Here is an 11,425-nt window from a genome sequence, read left to right on the forward strand (position 1 = left end):
CCTGATGCTATCCCTATCTTTTATATGTACCCCTTCAACACTTTCTTCTAACACATGATTTCCGATAAATGACATTATGTTAACTAGTTTTGTATAGCATATACAGCTTAAAAACAGAAAAAACTCCTCAGAAGGTCGGGAGTTTTTTCTGTTTTTATAGTTTTTACTAAAAGCTTGCCGGCTTCGTGGGTAGTTTGCTCAAAATGCTGTAGTTTATTCGTAACAAGGGTTTTAAAACAAGTTTATGTATGTCTAATCGTACATTCGAATAATATGACAGTGGATTTAATTTGAAACAATAGGGGGAGTAGTAATGATTAATGAACAGGTTCAAAAATTAGTAAATAATCTAATTCAAATTGAACACGTGTCATCCACTCTATATTTAGCTATGTCAAACTATATGAATAAATTGAATTACAGGGGTATGGGTAGCTGGCTAAGATTACAATCAGAAGAAGAAAGAACCCATATGGTAAAACTTATCGATTACCTGGTTGATCGTGGAGGAACTGTTGAATTAAGTTCTTTACCAGCACAGCCAACTGAGTATGGAACACCTTTAGAAACATTTCAAAAAGTCTTAGAACATGAAAAATTTGTAACTAATTCTTATCGTCAAGCTTATGAATATGTTAACCAGGCAAATGACCAGCAAACGTTGATTATTATACAAGAATTTTTAAGAGAGCAAGTTGATGAAGAAGCTCAGTCACAAACGATTGTTGATCGTTTAAAACTTGCGCAAAACAATTCTGCTGCTATTCTTATGTTAGATCAAGAACTAGGTCAAAGAAAGCCAGCTGGACCTACTGGAGGAGCTGCTGCAGGAGCTTAAATGTTCTTTTTAAATAAGAATGTTAAGAATCCTTTCTAAATAACTATTAGAAAGGATTCTTATAATGGTCATTATGTTAACTACAAATGAATGGAATATACATAAAGAAATTTGATGAATTATGTCTACGAAAACAATGTAAAAAATCATTATCCCCTGTTGATTTGTGTTATACTTTTAATTGGGGTTTTTTGGAAAAAACGATTGTTAGTTTTAAAACCCTACAAAAACATTTTAGGGGGGCATTTATGAAAAGGTTCAAAAAAGTTATAGCAGCTATTTTAGTTTTTGCTGTATTATTTTCGCCACTCGTTCCACACACAGATGCAGAAGCCAAAGTAATGTGGGGGGATCAAGAACTCGTCAAAGGACAAATAGGACGCGTTACAATTTTAAAGAATACTAGTCTTTATAACATTAAAAATAATAAATTAGTAGCAGCAAAGAAAGTATCAAAAGGGCAAATATATCGCGCCTATTCTTATTCTGGAAAATACGGTGGAATTTACGGTGTATCAAAAGATTTATATGCTCAAAAATCGTCTAGCATTAAGTATGAGAGAGCGCCTAGTGACAAAATCCAGGCGTTGGGAATAACCGTTACAAAAAAATCATTAGCAAATAATATTAGCTATCCAGAAGCATCTGGTCTTTTTAATAAACCATTTGAGGCTAGTTTCAATAGAAAATTCTTAAACATTGCTAAAGAAACTCAGCAAGCAAATAAAGAATTAAAAGAACAGGAAAAGAAGGACCGCGAAAACGGTTGGTCACCAGGTCCTTATTATCAAAATATGAAATACTCTGTACCTTACAACCAAGATAATATTTTAAGTATTTCTGTTACGAATGATCAGTACTCTGGCGGTGCACATGGTATGACTTGGATTGATACTTACAATTATAATTTATTAACGGCTAAACAACTTAGTTTGAAAGATGTCATTACAAATCAAAAGCAATTAGGTAAAGTAAATAAATATATCCGTGAACAAATGATTGCTCGTAATAAAAAAGGCGCTCAATTCTGGGTTGAAGATTTCAAATCTGTGAACTTAACTCAAGACCAGTTTTATTACATGAACGGTGGCATTGTAATTATATTTGGTGAATATGAATACGCACCTTATGCTAACGGTATTAGTTTCTTCAAAGTTCCATATTCTATTTTTAAGTAATACAGAATTACCGTCTGTTTTAATCATTCCAGAACATTCAGAGAAGGTTAAGAGCTAGGTTGATAGTTCTTAACCTTCTCTTTCATTCCTAGAAAATCCATTATAGTAACTAAGTTTGTATATGATATACAGCTTGAAAAACAGAAAAACCAACCTCTGAGTCCTAAAGGTTGGTTTTTCTGCTCTTGGAGAGAGATTCGTGTTGGATATTGGATGCCTCACGGCGTCATGAGTAGTTTGCTCAAATGATAAAAGAATATTCATAATAGGCAAGTTACCTAAATCTAAATTGACGCATACTTTTAGGTTTAAGAGTGACTTTCTTATTATATGATTTGCAAAAAAACAGGAGTTCTGAAAGAATGTGAATTCTTTTATACAAAATAAAGGTGTATATAATATATTTTAAAAAGCCGGGAGTGGGGGTTGTTCTATACATAGCTTTTTTTATTATGTACTAAACCTGTTATTTGGGCGGTGGTAATAACAGGTTCAGGGGATTGGGCACCTTTTCCTTGTACAAGGATACTTCATTCTATGTAAAACTTTTTAAAAGGCTTGTACGATTGTCTATATATTAATGATTAATTTGAGCTTGTATATTTTAGGCGAGCATTTTTATCACTTGTACATATTATAAAATATAACGTGCGGGGTGGTGAAGATATGGGCTTTTTCGGTGGTTACAGAGGTGGCTGCGGTTTTGGAGGCGGCTATGGCTATGGTGGTTACGGTGGTTACGGCAGTAATTTTGCTATTATTGTTGTTCTGTTTATATTATTAGTGATTGTTGGTTGTACTTGCTTTAAGGGTAGTTATTAATAAGTAAGTAAATGAAGTTTATAAGGCTCTTTTCCTCATTAATCCGATGGAATAATGAATTCCATCGGATCCTATTTCTAATAGAATTTTTGTAAGCTAGTTTGATAGATATTTAAACATTAAATTCTTATTTTACATAACACATAACAAGTCTTAATTTAAACATTCTACTTTTATTTCAAAGGGGATTAACAGCAACCTCCATAGCCACCGTATCCATATGGGGATCCAAAGCCGTAACCTCCATAGCCACCGTATCCATATGGAGCTCCATAGCCATAACCTCCATAGCCATATGGAGAAAGTAAAGAACCGGCTAATAAACCACCAGCTAACCCTCCTACAAAGGGACCACCAAAACCGAATCCAGGTCTTCCAAAGCCGAACCCTGGACGGCCGAAACCGAAACCGGGTCTTCCAAAACCAAACCCAGGTCTCCCAATAAACCGTTCATCTGCATGGTTTAACTGATTTTCCTGAGAATATAAATTAGGTAAAAAGTGTATTTCTGAATTCATAAGCGCAACCTCCATTTTTCTTATCAAATTAAGAATATGCATTTACCTAGTTTGCTTCTTGGGTTAGTGTCCCTGGTTTGTGAAAAATAAGTAAAAAGTAATAGCTTTTTAAAATAAAAACCACAATTTTAAAAACTATTACGGTCAGATTCAATACTAGTGATTTTATTTAAGAATTAAACATGCTCATAAATATTTACGGATACATACAATACTTTAGCCCATGTAAATTATGTTCCTACTCCTTTAGTTTTACTCAAACCTTATAAAAGGAGTGATAGTATGTCTAGTTATGGTGGATGTGGACTTGGTGGGGGTTTTGCCCTTCTAATTGTCTTATTTATTCTTCTTGTCATTATTGGATGTAGTTGTTTTAGTGGTGGCTATGGAGGTTACTGCTAATTCAATAAAAAGCCTTTTAATTGAAGGGCTTTTTACATATATCAAGTTATTTAAAATTCTCTTAGGGTAGGCAAGTTCCCTAAAATAATATGAATGCATATGATGAGCTTAGCGTACCCCGCCATTTTATTCTAAGAGCAACCTTTGTTTTTTTGATGTATTCTCGACTAATCAGAAAAACTCCTGATTGTGGTTGAAATCAGGAGTTTTTTGCCGTTCATATCAAAAAATTTGGAGGTAATTTATTTATTACATAACCCTAGTCAACTTAAGTTGACTGAAAGTGCCTTAAGGCACTTATAACTTTATGATCAATAGTAAAAAAGCTCTTGGATGTTCCATTCAGAAGCTTTTTTATATAGGTGATAATAGTACAAGCTAAAAAAAATTAATAGCATAAAATATCTTATCCATATTAAAGGGAGGGATATATATGTGTTGTTGGAATAATATTTTCTTCTGTGGATGTCGACGTCGTCGCTGTAACTATAACAATAATTTTGGCGGTTGCTCTTGTGGTAGACATAATCATCATAACCATAATAACGATCATAATTCTTATAATCAGGGTAATAACAATTGTAGTTGTAAGGATAGAAATAATAATCATCACCAAAATCATAAATGTAATTGTGGACATAATAGTCATTCTAATTACTAATTACTAACTTTATTTAATTTACAAGTAAAAGGCTTGCTCATACATTTGAACAAGCCTTTTTTATTTATACAATTTTTTTGTTAACGGCTAAGGTCTGGTCCCTGCTTGTTTGATCTGTTTATCGTTGTACTTCTTAATCTTGTTATTTGCTGTGCATGTTCTTGACTATGAATAGCTTGTTGGATAGCATTAAAAACGTTATTTAGAGCGTTTATGTTGCTCTCATGTGTTTTTATTTCTTTTTCTAACCATGGGACGACTGTTTTCTCCATTGTGTTCATGCGGCTTTGTTGTTGTTGTAAATCTTGTTGTCCTTTATAGCCTAGTTCTTTTAAGTTTTCACGTCCATACTTAGCTTCACGGTGCAATTCTTCATAATCTTGACGAGCTTTTTTTGAAACAAGCCGTTTGGCTTTTTCTCCTGGGCTTCTGTCTAATTCATCAAGCTTTTTCTCCACGCTGCTGAGCTTTTCTACTTCTTTACTCATAGTTGAGACATGTTCTTTCTCTACACGAACCATTTTCTGATGTTTTTTGAACTCGTCTAGCTTCTTTTGGTTAGCATCTAAATTTTGTTTGATGTTAGATAGTCTAAACTGATTTTGTTGAGCTGTATTGTGATACTGCTCTAGTCTTAATGCATTGCTGTACGTAAGATACTTACTAGCTGTTTTGAGATCTGGATAATAAGAGCTTATCTCACGGATTTTGGCCATTTTGATGGCATCCTCAGCTTGTAACAATACCCTAGTTTCGACTTGAATTTGTTTTTTCTCATACTTAATTTGATTGAGTCGATCTTCTTTCTTTTGAGAGAATTCTTGGTAACGCTGATAGAACTCTTCTTTGTTTGAAAAACGAAGAGATTCTTTATATTTTTGAATGCTACTTTCATAGCTTTCTTTGTTACTTTCTAAATCAGAGATTTTATCAAGATGACGTCGTTTCATCATGTTATTCTCTTTGAGTTTAAACGGATTAAGGGACTTCTTAAGTTCCTCTACTTTTTCTTCGTTCTGTTGAATTTCACGCTCTAAATCGCTTACACGATCATAATAATTGCTGACATTTAAGAATTGTTGTTGTTGTACATGAAAGTGTCGTTCGATAGGATCATGACGATCACCTATTTTGCGTAGTTCTTCGTGGCGTGCTGTAATATCTTCTAAGGTAATAACCTTTTGACCCACAAGAGATGCGGCCTTTTGGATATAGGTTTTCTCGATATCTGTAGAAAAGCTAAATTGCTTCTCTTTTTCCTTCATTTTCTTTAGATGCTCTTTTTTTTGGTGACGGTAGGCTTGTAAATCAATCACGACCTTATTATAGTCTTGGCGGTCTCTATTGATCTGGCCACGGTCTGTTTTCTTCCCTTTCTTTTCCATGTCATGTGCGACATGACCTAAGTGAACCATTGGTAAGGTTTCGAGTCCACGCTTTTCATGAGAAAGATGGGTAATACGTTCATTGATTTGGGATTGTTCCAGGGCTTTGTTGGCATAGTTGGCCCACTGTTCACGAATGGATAAGCAGCCTTTGCTATTTTTTACGTACCCACGGTTGTTTTCTTTCACATTGGCAAAATCAGCATTCCAGTCACGATTCTTTTTGCCAAATCCATCTTGATCTAGGTTTCTCATCGTTAACATGATGTGGGCATGAGGATTGTTTGTATCATCGCGATGAATAGCGATATCAGCAACCATTCCTTTTTGAACAAACTCGTTTTGAACAAAGGATTGAATGAGTTCTTTCTGTTGATCCTGATTAAGTTCAATGGGCAAAGCAATATTTAATTCGCGTGCAAGTTGTGAGTCTTTGCGCTTCTCTATTTTTTCAACTTCATTCCATAAACGGTTCCGATCTTTCATCCATTCTGGGGCATTAGAAGGAGTCAGAATCATGGTTTCCGGTTGTACGTGACGGGCATAAAATTTTTGCTCGTCCGTACGTTCATCATGTAACTTTTCACTACTGCGATAAGCAGCTGCAGCGACAGCAGATTGTCCTTTTGAACGACTGATGATTTGCATCGATAGATGGTAGATAGCCATAATTCTTTCCTCCTTTCTTGAGAATCGGTTAATGAGTTAAGAATAAGTTGATGAGAGCACAAGGTGAGCTAATCAACGTTTTAGATGAAATCAGCATCATGAACACCAAAGGTGTCAGATGGTGGTTTCATCTTTGCCGATAGGCAAACAAGTTTTATGAAATTCGCCATCTAGGCGAATGAGTCTTTGGCTTTGTCTTTTCGTTCCGAAGGAACCGCACACATCGGTACGATGTATAAGTGCGCCCTTATCTCTTCGATCTAAGGGAATTATACCATATATTGGTGAGAGAATCTATGCTAAGGATACCAATTTATCTCAATTTTTGATACAATTAAAATAACCATTAGAGAACAGGAAAAGGAGATGAGGATGGGTGCCGAAGAAGCGAACAGATGAGGAGATTCTCCAGGAGTTAGAAGAGAAAATTGAGAAGATGAAAGCGAAGAAACAACAAGTTGAAGCGCGTAAAAAAGAAAAAGAAAGAAAAGAGAGAACAAGAAGACTGATTCAAGTCGGCGCGATCTTCGAGAAATACTTTGAGATTCAAAGTGAAGAAGAAGCAGAAAAGATTGCGAAGGCATTGCAATCTTATGTAGGGAAAAATAAAGATAAGATTTTGCATCATGATGTGGTTGTAAAAGAAAAAAAGAAAGCAGCAGCTGAAGTAGCTGTTTCTGAAGAGTAAGGATTCGTAGGAGCCTATGATGAAATGTTCATATTGTGATTCAGAAAATAATTCTATGGAGGAATCATGTTCTGTTTGTGGAGCACCTTTACATACAAAGCGCCCTCAACTAAAAGAATATGTGAGCTTACAGGATTCAGCTTTGTCATTCCAGGAGCTTCAACGTTTTCATACGTATGATTTGTTAATTTTATTGCGTTTGGTTAGAGAAGAACGTTCCAAAAGCTATAACCTAATGAGAACCGTTCAGAAAGCGCCAGAAGGGGCCGAGATTAATAAAAGTGTCATAGAGTTCGGAGAAAGTGAATATCGCCTTTATACGGCTCGTATGAAGCTCATAGAAGGTCTTTTAGTAGATCGGATGGGGTACAAGCCTAAACGAGTGGATGATAAGCTGCTTGCAGCGTTAAAACATCGAATAGACTCGAAATAAGGTTGCAAATATGAAAGATTTGGTAGAAAATTAGACATAAGAAAAGCCCTCAAGTTTTGGTCGACTGCGAGGACTTCTCTTAAAAACTATGAAGGAATTAACCTGTAAGAAAGATTAACTCTTTTTGTTGAATGTGTGTAAGTGTATTTTAACACAAACAGATTAATTTCTTCCAGTTAAAAATTGGGGGAATTGTAATGAAAAAAGAAAGTAGTTTGAGAAGTAGTTTAAATAAAGCAGAACAAAATGCTAGAAAAAGAGATTTTGAGAAGGATGGAGAATCTAGGTTAAAAGCAGAAGAACTAAAAAAATCTTTATTAGATCAATTAAAAGAACTTACTGGCGAGGAACATTTTGTTGGAACCAGTAAAGATCCTTTTGCAGGGGAGCCGTTTAATCAAACTATGCATAGAAATTTAGATTTGTTAAATAGAATTGGTTATCTTAATCAAGCCGAAGGAGATTTTCTTTTTAGAATTCAAGCGTACTTAGAATTTAAAAGTAATGTGATCATTTGCAGAGAAGATAAATTTAAAAAGAAACAAAAAAATGTTGTTGAAGATGACTTTGAACTTCCAAAGGCTGCAACAGTTTCAGAAATTGCTGAAATGATTGGGAAATCTCGTAGACAAACATCCGAAATTATGAATTCTTTGAAACAAAAAGAGATTTTGCTTAATCCCGAAGGGGCAGGTCAAGTATCTGAAAATGGACGTACTGTAAGCCCTAGAACGTGGATTGTAAATCCTTATATTATGATTTGTGCTCCACGAAAAAATGAAGTTAAGTTAGATAAATTAACAATGAGATTGTTTCAACATTCTTTAAAAAATCTTAAAGATCAGAACGGTAAAAAAGTAACTTTACCTGCTAGATTTTTTTAAACTGATTTTTTAGATCGTATCATATTGATACGATCTTTTTTTATTAATTTGGAATTTTTAAGGTGTGCGGAATTCCTCTCACTTTAGTACCGTAATGAGAGGAATTCCGCACACCTTAAAAAGTGTATTCAACCCAGTCATATCAACGCTTTAACCCTATTTTTAAACTTTCTCTCTATTATCACTATTGTTTAATAGCAATTCACTCATAGAATTGCTAGGGTCTTTTTATACTTTTTTCGTAAGAAAAATAAAAAAACCTTAAGGTTAATATGGCCGCCTCAAGGCGGACCAAGTTGCTCTTAAGGTTTACTGCTTTCCATTGCTTTAATTCTCATGATGGTTGTTAATCTAGCCATTTCTTGTAAGTAGCAATACTCACATATTTTTTCATTAGAGAACTTAAATGCTAAAGTGTGGATTTTTTTTATTTCCTCTTTTTTAGAACCCGGAAATTTCATAGCACTTTTACGAATTTTTCTTAAAAGGGCTTTATTAATATCTTCTATTGGCTCATTACAGATGGAACAATTTTTAATGTGAATACACGCCTTTCTGTATCTCTATTTAGATTTTACTAAAAAGTCGTTGCCAGAAAGTCTTCTTTGCTTGTTCTTGAGAAGCTGCAATTAATTGTTTAACTTCTTCTTTTTCTTCTTGTATTGATCTAATTACAGACATAAGATTATCATCTCGTTCTTCATTTCTTTTTTCTATTTTCTTTATCATTTCTTTAATTTCCCTTTGGCCTTGTTGGCGGCCTTCTTCAAAGGCTTGGTGTATTGCCTTATTTATTTTTTCGTCTAAAATTTCTTCTAAAAATTGCCTCGTTAAACGCGTTTCTTCCCGATAAACGCTAGGCGTTTGCGATGCGTTTAATCCCTCTACATCCATTGATACTACAGCATTTATAGCGTCTACTAGTATAACGTTATTATTTATTAATTTTTTTAGTTCCCTAAACGCTTTAAAATCGCGTTCATAGTAAATTCTTTGATCCTTTTCATTTCGTTCGAATTTATATCCGGCCTTTTCTAACTCAATAGACCAACGTCTTAGAGTTGACGTAGTAACTTCAAGGTCGGCTGCCACGTCTTTCGCAAAATACCCATATTCCGATGCGTTTGACAATGCGTTCACCCCCGTTTAGGTGTTATTCTATCATTTTGATTAGAATACCTTTAATATGATAATTAACTTATTAATTTTGAAATAGTTTGAAGAGCATGTTTTAAAATTAATAGTGCTTTCTAAAAAGATGAGTAAACGCGTTTAGACGCTACTATATTGATAAACCATAGCGTGGGCGGCTACATACTTTTTCAAGGACATAAGAAAAGCTCTCAATATTGAGAGCTTTTCTTATGTGTGTGGTTTTTAGATATATCTGATAAAAGATGCAACATGTGCAAATATAAAATACTCTATAATCTTGTACTTTGTCCAGATTAAAAAGTAATAAAACAAATACAGCTGAGTATTTGACTAGATTTTGGAGTTAATGTATATTGATAGCAGAAAAAATTCTGCTTTATTCTATAAGCTAAAGAAGAGGTTAATATTTAAAATGAGTAAAAGTAAAATCACAGCAATTGTATTTATTATACTATTTGTATTATCACTAGTTGTAATTGGTTATTTAACTTATCAAAAATTATCAGTAGGTAATTTAAAAGAGAGAGAAGAAGTTCTTTCTGCTGTATCAATGCATTTATCTGAAGAAGGATATAAAAGTAATGATATAAAAGAAATTGGTATCGATTATAATTCCTTAAAAGGTGGAAGTATTCCTTATAAGGTTTATGTTGTATTTAAAAAAGACCCTAAAAATACTTACTATTATGGGTGGAAAAGTTATAACAAAGATGGAATTGTAAAAGATGGTAAAAATAATTACTAAAAAGAGACTACATACGTAGTCTCTTTTTCTTACCAGTTGAATGATTTTACTGTAGAATATCCGTTCATTTTTTCATATTGGCCAATATAGTCATAAGGCATTATATGGCTAGGTATCACTTTTTTAATTGGTTTGTTAGCTAATCCATAGAAAGTAACGCCTGCTCCATAGTAATATGATTGCCATACAATTTCAGAACAATAAAGCTTTGTTGTATCTTTTGGATTAGGAGCTAAACCATAACCGTGATTTTTATAAGGACCTTTATAGTAATTATTGTATGCGTATGTTCCAGCTTTCTTTGCTAAAGTAGCTGATTTATATCTTACTACTTTAGTAGCTTTATAGTTGTTAAGAAACCAATCCACAGGATGTCTAGCTGGAGTATGTCCATATCCTGCTATATGTATAATATTTGAACCTGTTTGATCTACAATTGCAGAGTGTCCTGCTATTCCATCTGAACTTGTACTTTTTGTAATTAAGATGTCACCAGGCTTAAAATTAAACCCCTTTACAGTGGCTGCTTGTGCTTGCGATGAAAATCCAAGTGAAAGCATTAAGGCAAAAGATAAAAAACTTAAAACATAAAATAATTCCTTTTTTTTGAAAAAATTCATGATGATTCTCCTTTATTATGAAATGCTAGTATATTTTAGCATAAATAAAGGAGAAAAAAGGTAATTTCTTAGAAAACATTTCTAAAAGATAACAAAATAAAAAGCTACCCTAATATAAATTGAGGTAGCTTTTCGAAACAAGGGGTTTGAAATTTCCGACAACTAAATATTACCATATTATTACCATATATACTATATTTTTCTTAATTGCATATGTATAAAAGGTGTACTTTTTATACATCTTTAGGTCATTCATAATCCTAAGAAAAGCTGTCATATCAACGATGTATAAAAAGCTGCATATTCTATAAAAGTGACCCTTGCAGAACCCTTACTCCCATAAGGGTTCCTTTTTATGATGTGTTCCGGAAAGAGTGATTATGTTAACTAGGATTGTATATGATATACAGCGTAGAAAGAGAAAACC

13 protein-coding genes are annotated in these 11,425 nt (G+C 33.7%); 8 read left to right on the plus strand and 5 right to left on the minus strand.

The annotated features are described in order from the left end of the window. Positions 1 to 316 precede the first annotated feature (316 nt). The 3 genes from ACFX4W_RS00045 to ACFX4W_RS00055 all read left to right on the plus strand — a co-directional run bounded on the left by ACFX4W_RS00045 (position 317) and on the right by ACFX4W_RS00055 (position 2,838). Positions 317 to 838: a ferritin gene (locus ACFX4W_RS00045; protein ID WP_377558839.1), complete on the plus strand. Its 522-nt coding sequence runs from the start codon at positions 317 to 319 to the stop codon at positions 836 to 838. 248 nt (positions 839 to 1,086) lie between these two features. Further along, positions 1,087 to 2,016 (plus strand): DUF3298 and DUF4163 domain-containing protein, encoded by a 930-nt coding sequence (locus ACFX4W_RS00050; RefSeq protein WP_377558829.1) that lies wholly within the window; start codon positions 1,087 to 1,089, stop codon positions 2,014 to 2,016. Positions 2,017 to 2,682: 666 nt separating this feature from the next. Then, positions 2,683 to 2,838, plus strand: a complete 156-nt coding sequence (locus ACFX4W_RS00055; protein ID WP_377558830.1) for a YjcZ family sporulation protein — start codon at positions 2,683 to 2,685, stop codon at positions 2,836 to 2,838. A 188-nt stretch (positions 2,839 to 3,026) separates the two neighbouring features. On the opposite strand, the gene ACFX4W_RS00060 is transcribed toward ACFX4W_RS00055, so the two are convergent. Further along, positions 3,027 to 3,356, minus strand: a complete 330-nt coding sequence (locus tag ACFX4W_RS00060) for a hypothetical protein (protein WP_377558831.1) — start codon at positions 3,354 to 3,356, stop codon at positions 3,027 to 3,029. A gap of 282 nt (positions 3,357 to 3,638) precedes the next feature. Between ACFX4W_RS00060 and ACFX4W_RS00065 the strand changes: the two genes are divergently transcribed. Continuing rightward, complete coding sequence (locus tag ACFX4W_RS00065; RefSeq protein ID WP_192101270.1) at positions 3,639 to 3,758, plus strand: YjcZ family sporulation protein; 120 nt, start codon at positions 3,639 to 3,641, stop codon at positions 3,756 to 3,758. A 415-nt stretch (positions 3,759 to 4,173) separates the two neighbouring features. Here the strand turns inward: ACFX4W_RS00065 and ACFX4W_RS00070 are convergent, their stop codons facing one another. Together ACFX4W_RS00070 and mobQ are read right to left on the minus strand one after the other, a co-directional pair. Then, positions 4,174 to 4,398, minus strand: a complete 225-nt coding sequence (locus tag ACFX4W_RS00070; protein WP_377558832.1) for a hypothetical protein — start codon at positions 4,396 to 4,398, stop codon at positions 4,174 to 4,176. A gap of 101 nt (positions 4,399 to 4,499) precedes the next feature. Then, positions 4,500 to 6,473 carry a MobQ family relaxase gene (gene mobQ / locus ACFX4W_RS00075; protein WP_377558833.1) on the minus strand — a complete coding sequence of 658 codons (1,974 nt, stop codon included), beginning with the start codon at positions 6,471 to 6,473 and terminating at the stop codon, positions 4,500 to 4,502. A gap of 376 nt (positions 6,474 to 6,849) precedes the next feature. Between mobQ and ACFX4W_RS00080 the strand changes: the two genes are divergently transcribed. The 3 genes from ACFX4W_RS00080 to ACFX4W_RS00090 all read left to right on the plus strand — a co-directional run bounded on the left by ACFX4W_RS00080 (position 6,850) and on the right by ACFX4W_RS00090 (position 8,478). Beyond that, entirely contained in the window at positions 6,850 to 7,161 is a 312-nt protein-coding gene (locus ACFX4W_RS00080) for an NIP7 pre-PUA domain-containing protein (RefSeq protein WP_251470483.1), read from the plus strand. A 19-nt stretch (positions 7,162 to 7,180) separates the two neighbouring features. Beyond that, complete coding sequence (locus ACFX4W_RS00085) at positions 7,181 to 7,594, plus strand: hypothetical protein (protein ID WP_377558834.1); 414 nt, start codon at positions 7,181 to 7,183, stop codon at positions 7,592 to 7,594. Between the two features lie 197 nt (positions 7,595 to 7,791). Further along, the gene (locus tag ACFX4W_RS00090; RefSeq protein ID WP_377558835.1) at positions 7,792 to 8,478 is read left to right on the plus strand and encodes a Rep protein; all 687 of its coding nucleotides are present in this window, start codon (positions 7,792 to 7,794) and stop codon (positions 8,476 to 8,478) included. 567 nt (positions 8,479 to 9,045) lie between these two features. Here the strand turns inward: ACFX4W_RS00090 and ACFX4W_RS00095 are convergent. Next, positions 9,046 to 9,609, minus strand: coding sequence for a DUF3967 domain-containing protein (locus ACFX4W_RS00095; RefSeq protein ID WP_377558836.1), 564 nt, complete (start codon positions 9,607 to 9,609; stop codon positions 9,046 to 9,048). 436 nt (positions 9,610 to 10,045) lie between these two features. Between ACFX4W_RS00095 and ACFX4W_RS00100 the strand changes: the two genes are divergently transcribed. Continuing rightward, positions 10,046 to 10,378, plus strand: coding sequence for a DUF3139 domain-containing protein (locus ACFX4W_RS00100; RefSeq protein WP_377558837.1), 333 nt, complete (start codon positions 10,046 to 10,048; stop codon positions 10,376 to 10,378). Between the two features lie 29 nt (positions 10,379 to 10,407). Here the strand turns inward: ACFX4W_RS00100 and ACFX4W_RS00105 are convergent, their stop codons facing one another. Continuing rightward, complete coding sequence (locus tag ACFX4W_RS00105) at positions 10,408 to 10,998, minus strand: hypothetical protein (protein ID WP_377558838.1); 591 nt, start codon at positions 10,996 to 10,998, stop codon at positions 10,408 to 10,410. Positions 10,999 to 11,425 lie beyond the last annotated feature (427 nt).

Origin of the sequence: Priestia sp. YIM B13489, assembly GCF_042787645.1 — a bacterium.
Taxonomy (GTDB): domain Bacteria; phylum Bacillota; class Bacilli; order Bacillales; family Bacillaceae_H; genus Priestia; species Priestia megaterium.

What these genes read in the sequence shown, in the direction of transcription:
- ACFX4W_RS00060 (WP_377558831.1), bottom strand. Translation starts at nt 3,356, where the DNA reads ATGAATTCAGAAATACACTTTTTACCTAATTTATATTCTCAGGAAAAT.
- ACFX4W_RS00100 (WP_377558837.1), top strand. Translation starts at nt 10,046, where the DNA reads ATGAGTAAAAGTAAAATCACAGCAATTGTATTTATTATACTATTTGTA.
- mobQ (WP_377558833.1), bottom strand. Translation starts at nt 6,473, where the DNA reads ATGGCTATCTACCATCTATCGATGCAAATCATCAGTCGTTCAAAAGGA.
- ACFX4W_RS00070 (WP_377558832.1), bottom strand. Translation starts at nt 4,398, where the DNA reads ATGTCCACAATTACATTTATGATTTTGGTGATGATTATTATTTCTATC.
- ACFX4W_RS00090 (WP_377558835.1), top strand. Translation starts at nt 7,792, where the DNA reads ATGAAAAAAGAAAGTAGTTTGAGAAGTAGTTTAAATAAAGCAGAACAA.
- ACFX4W_RS00105 (WP_377558838.1), bottom strand. Translation starts at nt 10,998, where the DNA reads ATGAATTTTTTCAAAAAAAAGGAATTATTTTATGTTTTAAGTTTTTTA.
- ACFX4W_RS00050 (WP_377558829.1), top strand. Translation starts at nt 1,087, where the DNA reads ATGAAAAGGTTCAAAAAAGTTATAGCAGCTATTTTAGTTTTTGCTGTA.
- ACFX4W_RS00085 (WP_377558834.1), top strand. Translation starts at nt 7,181, where the DNA reads ATGAAATGTTCATATTGTGATTCAGAAAATAATTCTATGGAGGAATCA.
- ACFX4W_RS00065 (WP_192101270.1), top strand. Translation starts at nt 3,639, where the DNA reads ATGTCTAGTTATGGTGGATGTGGACTTGGTGGGGGTTTTGCCCTTCTA.
- ACFX4W_RS00055 (WP_377558830.1), top strand. Translation starts at nt 2,683, where the DNA reads ATGGGCTTTTTCGGTGGTTACAGAGGTGGCTGCGGTTTTGGAGGCGGC.